Source organism: Nocardia wallacei, from assembly GCF_029869545.1.
GTDB classification, from domain to species: Bacteria; Actinomycetota; Actinomycetes; order Mycobacteriales; family Mycobacteriaceae; genus Nocardia; species Nocardia wallacei_A.
On record NZ_JARWQD010000377.1, the window covers coordinates 1 to 13,238 of the forward strand.

General features: G+C 67.0%; 23 protein-coding genes and 1 pseudogene. 4 read left to right on the forward strand and 20 right to left on the reverse strand.

The genetic code is table 11. The features are described 5' to 3' along the window. Positions 1-198, forward strand: a pseudogene (locus QH290_RS35210) (hypothetical protein); the annotation flags it as partial. 488 nt (positions 199-686) lie between these two features. Beyond that, positions 687-1,451, forward strand: a complete 765-nt coding sequence (locus QH290_RS35215) for an MmyB family transcriptional regulator (protein ID WP_280387673.1) — start codon at positions 687-689, stop codon at positions 1,449-1,451. A 160-nt stretch (positions 1,452-1,611) separates the two neighbouring features. Here QH290_RS35215 and QH290_RS35220 read toward each other — a convergent pair whose 3' ends face one another. The 20 genes from QH290_RS35220 to QH290_RS35315 all read right to left on the reverse strand — a co-directional run bounded on the left by QH290_RS35220 (position 1,612) and on the right by QH290_RS35315 (position 11,746). Then, positions 1,612-2,385 (reverse strand): helix-turn-helix domain-containing protein, encoded by a 774-nt coding sequence (locus tag QH290_RS35220; RefSeq protein WP_280387675.1) that lies wholly within the window; start codon positions 2,383-2,385, stop codon positions 1,612-1,614. 67 nt (positions 2,386-2,452) lie between these two features. Further along, positions 2,453-2,881, reverse strand: a complete 429-nt coding sequence (locus QH290_RS35225; protein WP_280387677.1) for a hypothetical protein — start codon at positions 2,879-2,881, stop codon at positions 2,453-2,455. Between the two features lie 502 nt (positions 2,882-3,383). Further along, entirely contained in the window at positions 3,384-3,665 is a 282-nt protein-coding gene (locus tag QH290_RS35230; RefSeq protein ID WP_280387679.1) for a hypothetical protein, read from the reverse strand. After that, on the reverse strand, positions 3,662-3,892 hold the full coding sequence (locus QH290_RS35235; RefSeq protein ID WP_280387681.1) for a hypothetical protein: 231 nt from the start codon (positions 3,890-3,892) through the stop codon (positions 3,662-3,664). Before QH290_RS35235 ends, QH290_RS35230 begins: the two co-directional genes overlap by 4 nt. Before the next feature lie 465 nt (positions 3,893-4,357). Beyond that, positions 4,358-4,885, reverse strand: a complete 528-nt coding sequence (locus QH290_RS35240) for a MarR family winged helix-turn-helix transcriptional regulator (protein WP_280387683.1) — start codon at positions 4,883-4,885, stop codon at positions 4,358-4,360. Between the two features lie 17 nt (positions 4,886-4,902). Beyond that, the gene (locus tag QH290_RS35245; RefSeq protein ID WP_280387685.1) at positions 4,903-5,166 is read right to left on the reverse strand and encodes a helix-turn-helix domain-containing protein; all 264 of its coding nucleotides are present in this window, start codon (positions 5,164-5,166) and stop codon (positions 4,903-4,905) included. A gap of 78 nt (positions 5,167-5,244) precedes the next feature. Beyond that, the gene (locus tag QH290_RS35250) at positions 5,245-6,111 is read right to left on the reverse strand and encodes a TetR/AcrR family transcriptional regulator (protein WP_280387687.1); all 867 of its coding nucleotides are present in this window, start codon (positions 6,109-6,111) and stop codon (positions 5,245-5,247) included. Between the two features lie 15 nt (positions 6,112-6,126). Beyond that, positions 6,127-6,561: a hypothetical protein gene (locus QH290_RS35255; protein WP_280387689.1), complete on the reverse strand. Its 435-nt coding sequence runs from the start codon at positions 6,559-6,561 to the stop codon at positions 6,127-6,129. Then, positions 6,558-6,830, reverse strand: coding sequence for a MarR family winged helix-turn-helix transcriptional regulator (locus QH290_RS35260; protein WP_280387691.1), 273 nt, complete (start codon positions 6,828-6,830; stop codon positions 6,558-6,560). The genes QH290_RS35255 and QH290_RS35260 overlap by 4 nt, the downstream gene beginning before the upstream one ends. A 40-nt stretch (positions 6,831-6,870) precedes the next feature. After that, entirely contained in the window at positions 6,871-7,194 is a 324-nt protein-coding gene (locus QH290_RS35265) for a hypothetical protein (RefSeq protein WP_280387692.1), read from the reverse strand. Between the two features lie 18 nt (positions 7,195-7,212). Next, positions 7,213-7,728 (reverse strand): hypothetical protein, encoded by a 516-nt coding sequence (locus QH290_RS35270; protein ID WP_280387695.1) that lies wholly within the window; start codon positions 7,726-7,728, stop codon positions 7,213-7,215. Positions 7,729-7,742: 14 nt separating this feature from the next. Beyond that, positions 7,743-8,030 (reverse strand): MarR family transcriptional regulator, encoded by a 288-nt coding sequence (locus QH290_RS35275; RefSeq protein WP_280387697.1) that lies wholly within the window; start codon positions 8,028-8,030, stop codon positions 7,743-7,745. A gap of 112 nt (positions 8,031-8,142) precedes the next feature. Then, on the reverse strand, positions 8,143-8,373 hold the full coding sequence (locus QH290_RS35280; RefSeq protein ID WP_280387699.1) for a 6TM ABC transporter family protein: 231 nt from the start codon (positions 8,371-8,373) through the stop codon (positions 8,143-8,145). Next, positions 8,370-8,540: a hypothetical protein gene (locus QH290_RS35285; RefSeq protein ID WP_280387700.1), complete on the reverse strand. Its 171-nt coding sequence runs from the start codon at positions 8,538-8,540 to the stop codon at positions 8,370-8,372. Before QH290_RS35285 ends, QH290_RS35280 begins: the two co-directional genes overlap by 4 nt. Positions 8,541-8,644: 104 nt before the next feature. Next, on the reverse strand, positions 8,645-8,866 hold the full coding sequence (locus QH290_RS35290; RefSeq protein ID WP_280387702.1) for a hypothetical protein: 222 nt from the start codon (positions 8,864-8,866) through the stop codon (positions 8,645-8,647). A 45-nt stretch (positions 8,867-8,911) separates the two neighbouring features. Then, on the reverse strand, positions 8,912-9,067 hold the full coding sequence (locus tag QH290_RS35295; protein WP_280387704.1) for a hypothetical protein: 156 nt from the start codon (positions 9,065-9,067) through the stop codon (positions 8,912-8,914). Positions 9,068-9,379: 312 nt separating this feature from the next. After that, complete coding sequence (locus QH290_RS35300; protein ID WP_280387706.1) at positions 9,380-9,760, reverse strand: hypothetical protein; 381 nt, start codon at positions 9,758-9,760, stop codon at positions 9,380-9,382. Further along, on the reverse strand, positions 9,760-10,254 hold the full coding sequence (locus QH290_RS35305; protein ID WP_280387708.1) for a hypothetical protein: 495 nt from the start codon (positions 10,252-10,254) through the stop codon (positions 9,760-9,762). Before QH290_RS35305 ends, QH290_RS35300 begins: the two co-directional genes overlap by 1 nt. Continuing rightward, positions 10,251-10,811, reverse strand: a complete 561-nt coding sequence (locus tag QH290_RS35310) for a hypothetical protein (RefSeq protein ID WP_280387710.1) — start codon at positions 10,809-10,811, stop codon at positions 10,251-10,253. The genes QH290_RS35305 and QH290_RS35310 overlap by 4 nt, the downstream gene beginning before the upstream one ends. A gap of 461 nt (positions 10,812-11,272) precedes the next feature. Then, the gene (locus QH290_RS35315) at positions 11,273-11,746 is read right to left on the reverse strand and encodes a hypothetical protein (protein WP_280387712.1); all 474 of its coding nucleotides are present in this window, start codon (positions 11,744-11,746) and stop codon (positions 11,273-11,275) included. 248 nt (positions 11,747-11,994) lie between these two features. Between QH290_RS35315 and QH290_RS35320 the strand changes: the two genes are divergently transcribed. Continuing rightward, on the forward strand, positions 11,995-12,882 hold the full coding sequence (locus tag QH290_RS35320; RefSeq protein WP_280387714.1) for a helix-turn-helix domain-containing protein: 888 nt from the start codon (positions 11,995-11,997) through the stop codon (positions 12,880-12,882). 5 nt (positions 12,883-12,887) lie between these two features. After that, entirely contained in the window at positions 12,888-13,100 is a 213-nt protein-coding gene (locus QH290_RS35325) for a DUF397 domain-containing protein (RefSeq protein WP_280387748.1), read from the forward strand. Positions 13,101-13,238 lie beyond the last annotated feature (138 nt).

Below are 13,238 nucleotides of genomic sequence, written 5' to 3' on the forward strand. Positions count from 1 at the left end.
CCCCCCCCGCGCCCCCCCCACCACCCCCCCCCCCCCCCCGCCTTCATCCCCCCCCCCCCCCGCGGCCCACTACGACTGCGCGCACTCGACGGCACCTGGACCGCGCTCGACGCACGCGCTACCCGCATCACCCTCGACCACGCCACCACCGCCGCACTCCTCACCCTGCACCACACGACAACACCCCACCGACCATGAACCACCCCAACCGCCGACCCGAGGCCACCGCACACCGGTAACCGTCCAGACATGAAGGCTGACAACAGATTTCGCTACCAGCGACTCCCGGCGCACGGCGCGCGAGGTCATCACCCCGCGGGCGCGACACGCACTACGGAGAACGCAATATTGCGAACCGAGGCCGTCGGCGACTAGAGTCGGGCGCAACGCTGCCGCTACTCACAGCGGGGTCCTGTCCGGCATCGAATGTAATGCCGCTTGAAGCGTTCCCGTGAGCATCACCCGGACCACCCATGTCCGCGTGACAATCCTCGACGTAAGCGAAGGACCATGCATACACCCTGCACACAGTCCACCGACCCGACAGTCGCCGACACCGCGCAACACCCACAGGAGTCCCGGCCGCACCCAGCCGCGGGCTCTCACACCACCGCCATAGGTGACGCTGTCCCCGCCTGCTCGGCATCCCCGAGCGATCTACCCGGCGCGGATTCGAGAGTGCTGCGATGACTCGTGCCGACGAACCAGCCCGGATGCCGGAGTTCTACGACTGGATAACCACTGCGCGAGACCATCTCGGCCTGTCACGCGAGACCGCCACCGCACACACCGACTTCAGCGCGTCCTGGCTGGGCAAGATCGAAGACGATCATCGTCATCCCAAACGCGCCGTCGTCGAACAGCTCGCCCGCGTCTACCGGTTCACCGCCTGGCAACGCCGCCACACCCTCAACCTGTGGAAAACATCGGCGACGCTGGCACCCGCCGACGACCTGCGCCACCACCTCGACCGCCCCGCCATCCACGCACACCTCGACCACCTCGACACCCTCCAGCTGATCGCGATCTATCTCGATCCGCTCGGCACCGTGCTGCTGGCCAACAAGCAGCTACGCCAGGCGATCCCCGGCCTCGACACCGCCGACGACAACGTCCATCTCTGGCTGTTCACACCGGCCGCCCGCGAGATCCTGCCGCACTGGGAACACGAAGCAGTCCACGGCATCGCAAGCCTGCGCGCAGCGTTCGGCCGCTACCGCGACACCCCGCAGGCACAGCAGTTGTGGCGAAAACTGGTGGCCAGCAACGACTTCAACCGGCTGTGGGCCGAGCACCCGCTCCTCGTCTCCTACGGCCGGCACTCCCCGATCAGCCTGCGCCATCCCGGATCCGGCGAACCGATGCCGCTGTCGCTCGCGATCAGCGAGACCACCCGCCCCGACATCCTCGTCACCTACGGCTTTTGCGACCAGCCCGCGATCGCTTGCTGACCCCACACGCGCGACCCGCGCCCGGCGCGCCATCGCCGCGCAACGGGGTGCAGCGTGTGACCCGGATACCCCTCGCGTGCACGAACGCCGGAGTCACAGAACGGATTACAAGGGGACCAAGGGAGGCTGTCCGGGCGCTGGCGCGGCCTCCCCCGGGTGGTTATGCCTGCCGGATGGCGGTGATCGCGGTGCGGCCGGTGGTGTCGCGGGCGGTGGTGATGTGCTGGGTGGCCGTGCGTGCGGGCTCGCCGGGGAGCTGTTGGGTCAGAACCACCGCCCACTGCTGGTGAGCCGCATCGACCGCGACCGGAGTCGCGTCGATCTGCACGCAATAAGTGGTCCCGAGAGGCAGGTGGTCGATTCCACGTTGAATGTGTTCAGCCGAGGGGACGTCGGCACCGTCCGCGACGACCTCACGAGCCGCTTGCGCCGAGCGCTGCTGGAAGTAGGCGTGCTCGAACGCGAAGATCACTCCGGGACCGCTCCGCCGATCACCCGGTCCGGTCCCGGAGTACACCGGCCCGTCGTCGCGCTGCGGGCACTCCGCGGTCACGGCGGTCGCCGACTGCGCCGACACGGGTACGGCCGACGTGGCCTCGCCGAGGCCCAGCACACAGGCCAGCGACAGCAGCAGCGTGTACGCGGTGGGCCGGTATCGGCCGAAATCGTGGCGCTGCTGGTCCCGCCGGGCGGCGGCGACACGGCGGGCGAGAGCTGTCAGGTCGGGTGCCTCGGCGCGGGCATCGGCTGCGGCGCACCACTGGTCGATGTCGGAATCGGTCGGTACCTGGCGGCCGGTCTCGTACCGGCTGATCCGCGACGGGTCCCACCCGAGCCGGGCCGCGAACTGCCGCCCGGAACAGCGGGCAGCCGTTCGCAGATCACGCAGCCTCGCCCCGAGTCGCCGCCCTTCATCATCGTCACGATCGATCATTTCATTCTCCAATCATCAGCGGCTCCAGCCCTTTCGGGGTCCTGGGCCGTTGAGTTCGGGTGGCGGCTCACAGGCGAGGCGGGGGCGGTGCCGGGAGATCGTCCCGGTATTCGATCACCGTGCCGTCCTCGGTGGTCCGTTGCCGCACGGGCCCCATCACCCGCAGATTCGGCAGGAACCAGCAATGCTGTTCCTGGCGCAGCGGTACCGCACCCATCAGGCATTCGGTGACTGTTCCGCCGTCGTCGTGCTCGTGGCCGGTCATCAGCCGCTCCGCGAATGCCGCCAGCTCCCACGCCTTTTCGATCGGCCCGACCACGACGCCGGGACGGTCACCGTGACAGTATTCCGGGAACTCGAGCGGCCCGGCAATGCGCCAGCGTATCGGTGACGGATGCGGATCGAAATCGGGTCCGGCGCCCACATACCATGCGGCGTCATCGAGTTCGCGTGGTTCGACTCCGGCGGGTTTACCGTCGCACAGCACGTCGTCCATGGTCGGCGCATCGTGGTCGTCTTCGTCCCAGGTACCGAGAATCCGTGATTGTTTCGGACGCGGTGTGGCATACGAGCGTGTCAGGCACCACTGGTCATCGCACAACGTACACATTCAGCCTCCCGAGTTCGCTAGTTTCCCTTGTCGTTTCACTTGTGCCGGCCGACGCGATCACACCCGACCTGAGCGCGAACAGACTCGCCGAGATCCGCAGCAGTGCCGATATTCGATCCAGCCCGGGTGGCGCGTTGTTCAGGCACTCCATAACTTGAAGCCCTCCCTCGTACGAGTCCGGCTTCTCACGCCCGAATTCGTTCGCCACAGGCAGGTGGCAGGTGGACGGGACGGCGACTGACGCTCCTGCCGATCCAGCCACTCGAGGACATCCCGGCGATACCGGCGCTCCATCTGCCGATCGCGCCACCGGTGGCGAATCCTGTCGATCACTGCGTGCTCCAAATCCTCGGCGTCCCCACTCATCTCGGAGCGGGGGGCGCTGTGGTCATCTCGGTCGGATGGTGGGCTGGTAGTCGGTGGACGGCAGCCACGCGGCCACGGGCAGGGATAGGTCGAAGTTGGCTGGGTAGAACACCAGGTCGGTCTGCACGGCGAGCGGGTAGATGCGGGTGCGGCCACCGGTCCATTGCCCGCGCGGGCCGTGGTGCACCAGACCGACGTAGCCGGTGCCGGTCACCAGGATCGTGCCGGTCGGCAGCCCGGCCAGCTGGACGCGGGACTCGATCAGCCGGGTTCGGCCTACCGAGGCGGGCTTGGGGCCGGTCACGATGGCTTCGCCAGCGATTCCGTGTGCTCGCCGCGGGTCGTCTTCTTCCGGCGGCTCACGCCCACGCCGATGAGGACGAACCCCACCAATTCCAGCGGGAGCCACACCGGCCACGGCGCCTGGTAGGCGACGTGCACCACGGTCGACGCCACGATCAACCCCACCGCGACCATCCCGGCGAGAAGGGAGATCACACGCCACCGCGTCGTCACGCTGTTTCCACTCATCAGGGTCTCCAATTCGTCTTGAGTCACATTGCAGGGCAACGGAGTTCACACCCCGCGAAAGGCGACGCGGGGAGGTGATGCGCAGCACCGGCTTCCCGGCGCGCCTACGCCGATCTGTGGCTGTCAGCCAGCCCAGGCAACTCCCGGCATTGCCGACGCCGGTAACGCTGAGCTGCGGTGCGGGTCGCCCCGCCCTTGTGAGGGGTGGACGGGGCGACCCTGTGTGACGACCTCTCTTACTACTGCGCGGTCGTATACCCTGACCCGTCGCCGTTGCGCTCGTCGGGGTCGAAGCTTACGAACACGCGAAAATGCCTCCCTCCGTGGTTGAAGTGAATTTCTATCTCTCCCAATGTTTCTCGCGCTACCAGCGAGGAATCATGATGGACAGGAGCTTGCGTCCGTCGGGTCGGAGGCTGACTACTGTTGCTGGTCGCGTTCGTGCACATCGGGAAACCTTCGTGGTCAGGGGTTGAGAAGGTCGTAGCCGTAGTCGAGGTTCGCGGCGGCAGCTCGCCCCTTCTCGGTGAGCACCCATGGGTATCCGTCCGGATCGACGCCGTCGGGCGCTTGTGTTCTCACGTACCCGTGGCGGAGGAACCAGTAGATCGCGTGCATGGTGCTGGCGCGGCGCGGCAGCCGCAGTTCGGTGGTCAGTGTCTCGGCGTTGCGGGGGCGGCCGTCCGACAGGGCCTCGAGTATCCGTCTCTTGTTGCGGGTGAACAGTTCCCGCGGGTTCCGGTCCGGGTGGCTGGCGACGGCCTTGCACCCGGCGTCGGTGAGTTTCCACAGTTGTTCGCGGGTTCCGTCCGGCCGCGTCCACCACTCGTCGCCGGTGACGAAGCCGCGTTCGCGCAGCCACCGCAGCGTGTGCTTCACCGGCCCCGATTGGCCGATACCGCTGGTCTTCACCAGCCCCGGCACCGTTTGCGGACGGCCGTTACCCAGCGCATGCAGAACCCGGAGCTGGCCGAACGAGTACGTTTCCGCCACTGTTCTACTCCCCTTTTCTATTGCGCCGCAGCGGTTTCCGATTCGAGAATGGTGCGGCCTTTGGCGGTGATCTGCCAGAGCTTGGCGCGGCCGTTCTTGCCGCCGCGTTCACCGCTGTCCTCGACGAATCCGTGGTCGTCCAAACGGCGAACCGTCTGGGTGGCGACGGCCTCATCGATGCCGGACGCCTCGGCGATCTCCCGGCACGTTCGTTTCTCGCCCTCGGCGAGGCTTTCGAAGATCCGCCGCTGGGTCGGGCCGCAACCAGGACGTATGGGCATGTGAAGTCCTTTTCTGTTCGACATGGGAAAGTGAGGGCGAGGTATCGAAAGACCGAGGTCGGCAGTGTGTTTCGCGTGTCACCCGGTGTCGAGGACACTCTGGATCGGGACCAGCGCTGGCGGGGCCGCCCGATACAGGCCGCGTCCCATCTCGGCCAGCGCGCATCGTGCGATCGCGGCGTGCTCGGTGACGGTGGCAGACAGCCGGACCGTCACCGGCCGGTCCGGGTGATCCCTGATCGCCGCCGCCACAGCGGAACCGTCGGCCAGCCCGGCCGACACCACGAGTCCGCCGCCGACCGGTCGTGCCGGACGGCCGGATAACACGTCGTCGCCTTCTGCTGGCCCCTGGCCGACGCTCACGCGGCCGTTCCGCGCCACGGCCGCTGCGGGCGCGTGGAGGTCGGCCATGGCGGCACACGGGGCAACGACAGCGGCGGCACCCCACCAGCCCCGCACCCCGCCATACAGCACGGACACGGCCGCATCGGCGACACCGGCCCACCGCTGCGCCGCCAGCGCTCCCGTGTCCCCGGCGGCGGCCTGCACCGTCGCCGCGAGCGCGGCGGTACCGACCGCTGACGCGCCCGCATAGGCCGGTCGCAGCACGGGCTCGATCATCAGCAGATCCTGCAGAGCGCACCAGCGCGCCGCCGACTCGAGCACCGCTGCCGCAAACCGTTCCAGCACCACCACCGGTGTCACCGGCCCGCGCCGCCCGCGTGCTCGGTCGCGGTCGGCCTCGGCCGCGGAGGCCAGCACCTCCGCGAACAACGCCCGCTTGCTCGGAAAGCCGGAATACACCGCCCCGCGAGTCAGTCCGGCCTCCGCCGCGATTGCATCGACCGACGCGCCGTCGTATCCGTGCTCGGCGAACAGTTCTCGCGCTGCGGCCAGCAGCCGCTCCCGCGTCAGCGCTTGCCGCTGGTGCCGGGTCAGGATCATCGCTGCTGTCCCTTGTCAGGCGATGTGCATGTGACTGGCGCGACGCGCGTGCGACGCCGCCGGTATCGGACCCGTGACGCTGTGGAACCTCTCGTGACCGGGCGCCGACTGGTCGGCGGGCTCGACACACCCGTCGGCGGTACTCACCAGCGGCACCACCACCCCCGGGTCATCGGCACACAACGCCCACGCCACCACCGGAACCGACCGCAACGAACCGTCCGCACGCCGATAATGCGCACACCACCCCTGCGCCGCGATCAACGACCGATAGGTGCGGCAATACTCGTCGGTCCGCTCGAGACCCGAGAAACCCGCGCGCTCGCGGGCGGCGACCAGGCAACCAGCGTCGGTGTCGACGATCAACGCCTCGCCCGTCTCGCTCCACGCCATCACCGGGTAGTCCTGATCGGCGAACACGGCGGTATACCGAATCGTGGCCTGCATCATGGCTTATCCAACCCGCCCACAGGCACGGCCGGCGGGCTCGGCAACTTGTTGCAGCCCGCCTCGGTGATCTCCCACAAAATGGCCCGGTGGTCGGCACGGTCCCCGGAATCGCGGACGAACTTCCCCGCCCGCAGCCGCGCCATGCTGGCGCTCACGCCGCGCAGCGACAATCCCGTCGCTGTCGCAATCTGCGTACTGGTCCGGTTGCCTTCGGTGAGGCATTCGAGGATCTGCTGCTGGTTCTTGCCGTGCCCGGGAATGGTGGGCATGTCAGTGGCCTCCTGGTACGAAATACGTTGTCTTGCAGGACTAGTGGTCGACAGACCGGCGGGCCGGACACTCCGCGCCGGTACCGTCGGGCGCTGCGGCGACATGGATCGACGCACCCGCCAGCTGGACCGCACGAATGCCGTCTTCGAGATGGAGCGCGGCGGGAATGATCACCAACGTGGCTTCCCTCCGGTGGATCGCCTCGACGAGTTTCCGCAGCGGCTGCGCCTCGTCGACCCCGAAGATCAGAACCTCGGGCATATCCACACCGAGCGCCTCGGCGACGTCGCGGACCAGCCGTTCCTCGGCACCGGGCTCACCGGTCAGGTCCGAGCGGATATAGCCGATAGCGTTGTCTCCCATAGCGATAACTCGTTCGATTCAATTCCGGCGTGCACGAGCTGTATCGTCCGTGCGCCACAGCTGCGGCAGGGCCCGCGCGCTCGACTCCAGCGCCATCACTGTCGGGTCGTCCGACAGCACCGTCCGGCGATGACCCGACGCGGGCATGTGATGCACACGGATATGGCTGGTCGAGCCTCGGGGCACCACCGCGTGATAGCCGTTGCCGTCCATGTCGACCACGAGTCCCGTGAACACCGGGTCGCCGACATCGGCGAAGGTCAGCCGATACTGCCCGTTGTCTTGTTTCTCAACGGAAGAGGAGCGGTCGACCATCAAGCCGAGGCCCCAGCAGCGGAGACCGGCCTCGATCAACTGTCCGAAGTGCTCCGGCACCATCACCGCCGCCGAGTGCTGCTGGTCGGCCGCCAGCGGGAACGGGTAGAGGTGGACCTGTTCGCCTGAGCGGTATTCGAATCCGAAGAACAGCGGAAACACACCCGCCGTGCCGTACATGTTCAGCATCGTGGCGCACGAAACCTCGCGCGCAGTCACCACAGGACAGGGAATCACAGGGCTTGCGATCCTTTCGAACTCGAACGTTGGACATCTAGGAGGGTCTTGTCACCGAGCGGCGTGATCTGCCACCGCCGTCCGTCGCGGGGGCCGGGGGTCTTGTCGACCATGCGCTGCACGTGCAGGCGGATCGCGGCACGGTGCACCAGCCGCTCGTCCAGCTCGGCCTCGGCCGCCAGCTGCGCGGTCGTCAACCACTCCACCCGCGACAGCAGATCCAGCACCCGCAACTCGGCCGCCGCGACCCGCTGCATGTCAGTGAGGAACGGTGGCCGTGTCATGACCGTCGGCGGCTGCGTGCGTACTCGACCGCCGCGATCACTGCACCGAGCAGGGCGCACACGCCGACGATCACATCGAGCAGCCGAACGACCCGGATCATATTGAGGCGCATCACTCGATCGCCCCCGATTCCTGTTGCGCGCGTGCCTGATTCGCGAGCCGGGTCTCCACCACATACACCAGCCCGAAAAACAGGGGCACCGTGAGCGCGGTCAGGCCGAGGGCGACCTGCCACGGCAGAACTATCCAGCTGATCGTGAGCCCGACAGCGAGAAGGAATGGCGCCCATGCCTTCACGACGGCGGCGCTGATGGTCGGCTTGCGGGTGTCGGGGTCTGTCACGGTCCGGTCTCCTGTTCTGGGGTGTGGGTGGGTGTTACGAGCAGGTGGGTGTGGGTGCGTCTGGCCCCGACTGTCCGGTCGAGCCAGAGCAGCAGCAGGGCGAACGCGGCGACGGCCATGACGACCGTGAGCACGACACCGAACGTGCCGAGGTAGGACAAGGCCACGACGGCAGGTGGGAAAGGTTCGCGGTGCCGGGCGAGCCACACTCCGAGGACGATCCGCAGGCCGCGATCGTGGGCGCGGGGTAAGGGTGCAGCTCACCCGCCGGTCATCTCTCATCGTGGAGCAGGTGGTGGTCGTAGAGGTCTTGGTGCTCGTACACCACCGGCGGCGGAGGATCGAGCATGTCCGCCCAACGACACCACCACGCGGGCTCGGAGAGTTCGACCGGACGTGGCATCGTCTCGGCGACCGCCCGGACGGCGGCCACCGCGACACAGGCGACGCCCGCGGCAACGGCGAGGACAGGCAGACGGTGACGCGAAAGCATGACGGGGAGTCCTCCATAGGCGAATCGTGTTGTGGGTCAGCGTGTTCACAGCTGGGTGAGGATGCAGCTTCCGGGACGGCAGCCCGGCGTGCAGCCGCCGGTGCACGGGGACCGGAGCGAGTCGAAGGTGTCGGCACGGTGCGCGTTGCCGGTATGAACGGCGCGCACCATCTCGGCATAGCCGTCCAGCACGTCGTTCACGGTGTCGCGGTACTCGCGCCACCACCCGACAGACCAGACACACACCGGGCGAGGCCGCACATACCACAGCAACCAGCCCGCGCCGCCGAAGCCAGCGGCAGAGAAAGAAGCCGTCAAGAGGAACAAGCGGATACGCAGTGGCACGGTGAGTCCTCCAGTCGGAGAAGGGAATCGAGCAACATCAGGGAGTGCGCGAGCACCTCCGGCTGCCCCCGAGCACCACGAGGCACCAGGCGGTCGGCCACACAGCCGGAGGCGTCGCTCCCCCGCTCCCCGGGGGGGTTGGTGGAGGGTTGGGGAGCGGGAAGCCTGCTACGGACCGGCACGGGGCGTGTCCGCGGCCGTCAGCCTGCGCGGAGCGCTGTCCTGCGCGGGCAGCGGGCCCGCTGCGGCGTCGGCTTCGGCGCGCACCGCCGCCCATGTCGCCGCGTAGTCCGGCAACCGGTCCTGCGCGGCAGGCAGGGTGAATCCGGGCCCGAAATACACGAAGCCGGTCGCGCCGGTCCCCCAGATGCTGTGGGGCCAGTTGTACGACGGCCACACCGCAGCCCGATCGGTGAGCGTGCCGATCAGCACCTGCCCCTGCCCGGTGACCGTCCACGACACCGTTACCGGCCCTTCGACCGTCCAGTGATGGCCGCTGCGGCTCCGGTGCTCGGACCGGATCAACGTCGATGCCGATGTCGCTCCCATCACGTCTCCAGTTCCGCAATGACGTTGTGGGACAGGAGCCTTGGGTTGACGGTTGTGCAGACCGCCTCAGCGACACCGAGAATCAGCGCCATCGGCGGCAGCTCGACGTCCGGCACCGGCGGCGCGACCCAGTACCTGGCGGGATTCCCCGGTGTCGGGTAGGAGATGTAGTCGCCCGGCGCCGAGACATAGACCGGGCCCCCAGCCCGCACGAGCCGCGCGCGCAAGTCGATATGGGCTTCGAGGCTGAGGCCGGGCCGGACCAGGAACATCCAATGATTCGCACCCGTGGTGCCCATGATCGGCGCCTCGATGCCACGGTCGGCCAGCTCGGCCCGCACCAGCTCCCCGAGACCGCCATCCATCCCGACCACGTGCACGTTGCGTGCAATCGTGTAGATACTGCCCGGGTCGACCTGCGCTTCCAGGTGATAGACGGTGTTGTACCGACGCCACTGCTGCTCCAGGGTGAGGCAAATCTGCGGCCGAGTCATGACCCCTCACCGCCCGATTCCGCCTGCCCGTGCGTGCGGTGTGGTTCCGGGCGAGGCGGCACCGGCCACTGCCTGTCGGGCCAGGCCGGGGTGGCTGGGCTCGCGTGCCGGGTCGCGATCTCGTAGACTACCGACAGGGCGGGCAACTCGGCGTCGACCGGCGCTGCCAGCCACTTCTTCCGGGCGTAGGGCGGTGTCGGCAGGAACACCGTGGCGCCCGCCTCGGAGATCACCACCGGATACTGCGGGCGACTGCCGGCCAGCTCGTAGGCCAGGCTGCGATGCTCCCGCGGCTCGAGATCCGGGGACACCAGGAACTCCCACCGCACCACCCCGTGCCCGCACATGATCACCGGCCGCAGATCCCGCAGCCGCATCTCCGTGCGCACCCGCGCACCCACCTGCTGATCCATCGACACGACATGCAGACTCCGCCCCGCCCAGGCGATGATCGCGTTGCCGCCGATGACCTGAGCCTGTAACCCGTGCACGGTGTTGTACCGGTCCAGGCAGCACCGAATTGCGTTCTGGGCGTGGGCGGTCACGGGCTGAGCCATAGGTCCTCGCAAGGCAATCGAAGGAATCTGGTCAGTCCGTCACGGACAACAGTGGCCGTAACGGTCGGATTGTGGCTGGACTGCCACTTGGTCATGAAGTTGGCCGCCGCCGTCCTGCACGCGGCGAAATCGAAATACGTTCCCCCATAGGTGAATCGGACGTGCACGTCGGGTTCATCCGGTCGAGGAGACCGGACTTTCGCCGACGGCCGCACGCTCATCGCGATAGGCCCCGCTCGGACGGCTCGCGAATTACGTTGTAACGCAACAGCTTTGCGCGACTTTTGCCGATCGTGTGGCTACCGTCCGGTCGGCGTAGCTCCCCGGTGAGCCACTCGCGCCGCTCCGGACGATGCCGCCCTGGCGACGAGTTCCGCAGCCGGGCACAGAAATAGCCCAGCCAGGCGCAGAAACCGCCGACGAGGACAACAACGGCGAGGGCAGTCGACACGTCGAACCTCCTAGATCGAGTGGGCTTCGAACCGCATCGCCGGGCGCGTGCCAGAGATCAGGTCGGCGACATGCAATACGGTCTCCACAGAGGGCCGAAATGCATCACGGGGACCCGCAACCCACCGGCACGACTGGTCCCCCGGCGACGGAAGTCGAATTGCCTCGCCGCACCGAATGGCCTCGATTCCGAGGCCGAGTGCTATAGCTCCCAGGACCGGGTCCGCGTCGATCCGATACGGCCGAACGAGAAACGTCCACGCATCGGCCTCGCCGACGATCTGACACCCGATCCCCAGAACTCGCATCCGGTCGCGCGTTGCTTCGCCGAGCGCAACCGGCATCTTGACGGCGCCGATGTCGGTCAGTCGCATGACAATCCGGCCGCCGTGGTCGATCCGACAAGGTATGCCGAACGCGGCGTTGTATTGCGCGATGCGCTTCTCAATCTCTTCCACCGCCTTCGGCGGCTGCACGCTGGTCATCCCCGGCCTTCCATCGGCGCAATGTCTGCATGCGCCCCAGCCAGGGTCCGATCCGGAACTGACGGGTTATGAGTTCCGTCGAACTCCCCGAACCGGGCGCAGGGTCCATAACACACCCGCGACAGACCACAGTCACCCCGAAACGGAGACTCCGAATAAAATTCTCCAAACTGCCTGCAAACTCTCCGCACCAGGTGGGATGATTCCCCCGATACGGAGATTCAGACCTCCCCGAAACGGAGACCATCGTGCCGGAGACACCGCGTAACAGAGGAGCAACACTTCCCCGACGCCAGCTTGGCCGCTATCTCGTGGACTGGCGAAAACAGGCGGGATTCACTCAAGTCGGGGCAGCCCAGCGCTTGGAGATGGGCGCGACCAGCCTCAACCGCCTGGAAAAGGGGGAGACTGGCCGAATCAAGACCATGGTCATCCAAGCCATTTGCGACCTGTACGGGGTCCCCGAGGATCTCGCCGAGGCATTCAAAGGTCTTGCGCAGCAAGCGAATGTGAAGTCGTGGTGGCATCAGTACGGCGACATGATTCCCCAGAACTTCGATGTCTACGTCGGACTTGAGACGGCAGCGACGCAGATCATCACCTACCAGCCTGACCTGGTTCCGGGCCTGCTTCAGACCGCTGACTACAACCGATCTCTCGTGCGATTGATCTGGCCCGACGAGACGCCGGAACAGTGGGACCAGCGCGTCCAGATCAAGACTCAACGGCAGAACATCATCACCAGGAAGACCCAGCCGGTCGAGTTGGATGTCGTGATCGGTGAGGCCGCTCTGCATCGCATTGCCGGAAGCCGCGCCGTCATGGCAGCTCAGCGACGGCATCTCGCCGACATGAGCACACGGGACAACATCACAGTTCGCGTGCTACCGTTCGACGCCGGATTCCCTGACGGGATATCCATGCCGCCGTTTGTGATCCTCAACTTCGGCGAAGATCAGGCTGGCGCACCAGTTGAGCCCCCTGTGGTGTTCCTCGAGGGCGCTGTCGGCGACATGTACCTTGAGAAGGAAGATGACGTGAGGCTCTACAGTCGGCGGTACGAGAGCATCAAGGCCGCAGCCTTGGATGAGACGATGAGTAGGAACCTGCTGAGGCGGGTAGCAAAGGGAGCATGAGCAGCGTGAACGTTGACCTGTCTGGGGCGAAGTGGTTCAAGAGCAGCCGCAGCCAAGGCGGAAAAGAATGTGTCGAGGTCGCGTTCCTCGACGAGGGCATGGTTGGCGTTCGCGACAGCAAGAACCCCGCAGGCCCGGCGCTCGTCTTCACACCCGGCGAATGGGAAGCCTTCACCGGCGGAGTTGTGCAGGGCGAGTTCAACCAGCCGCAGGCGTAGCCGGTAGTAGGCAGGCAAACCCCAGGTCCGTGTGTGGGCCTGGGGTTTTCTGCGTCTGCGTGACGAGCCCGCCTAGCCATGGTTCGGCGAAGAAGCGTCGAGACGGGTTGCCAGTGCGCAGCCGCGTGGCGGCACCGG

Coding starts and splice junctions, on each gene's coding strand:
- QH290_RS35315 (WP_280387712.1), bottom strand. CDS start 11,746: ATGACCAGCGTGCAGCCGCCGAAGGCGGTGGAAGAGATTGAGAAGCGC.
- QH290_RS35300 (WP_280387706.1), bottom strand. CDS start 9,760: ATGGGAGCGACATCGGCATCGACGTTGATCCGGTCCGAGCACCGGAGC.
- QH290_RS35235 (WP_280387681.1), bottom strand. CDS start 3,892: ATGAGTGGAAACAGCGTGACGACGCGGTGGCGTGTGATCTCCCTTCTC.
- QH290_RS35245 (WP_280387685.1), bottom strand. CDS start 5,166: ATGCCCATACGTCCTGGTTGCGGCCCGACCCAGCGGCGGATCTTCGAA.
- QH290_RS35215 (WP_280387673.1), top strand. CDS start 687: ATGACTCGTGCCGACGAACCAGCCCGGATGCCGGAGTTCTACGACTGG.
- QH290_RS35275 (WP_280387697.1), bottom strand. CDS start 8,030: ATGACACGGCCACCGTTCCTCACTGACATGCAGCGGGTCGCGGCGGCC.
- QH290_RS35250 (WP_280387687.1), bottom strand. CDS start 6,111: ATGATCCTGACCCGGCACCAGCGGCAAGCGCTGACGCGGGAGCGGCTG.
- QH290_RS35310 (WP_280387710.1), bottom strand. CDS start 10,811: ATGGCTCAGCCCGTGACCGCCCACGCCCAGAACGCAATTCGGTGCTGC.
- QH290_RS35225 (WP_280387677.1), bottom strand. CDS start 2,881: ATGGACGACGTGCTGTGCGACGGTAAACCCGCCGGAGTCGAACCACGC.
- QH290_RS35255 (WP_280387689.1), bottom strand. CDS start 6,561: ATGATGCAGGCCACGATTCGGTATACCGCCGTGTTCGCCGATCAGGAC.
- QH290_RS35265 (WP_280387692.1), bottom strand. CDS start 7,194: ATGGGAGACAACGCTATCGGCTATATCCGCTCGGACCTGACCGGTGAG.
- QH290_RS35260 (WP_280387691.1), bottom strand. CDS start 6,830: ATGCCCACCATTCCCGGGCACGGCAAGAACCAGCAGCAGATCCTCGAA.
- QH290_RS35290 (WP_280387702.1), bottom strand. CDS start 8,866: ATGCTTTCGCGTCACCGTCTGCCTGTCCTCGCCGTTGCCGCGGGCGTC.
- QH290_RS35305 (WP_280387708.1), bottom strand. CDS start 10,254: ATGACTCGGCCGCAGATTTGCCTCACCCTGGAGCAGCAGTGGCGTCGG.
- QH290_RS35220 (WP_280387675.1), bottom strand. CDS start 2,385: ATGATCGATCGTGACGATGATGAAGGGCGGCGACTCGGGGCGAGGCTG.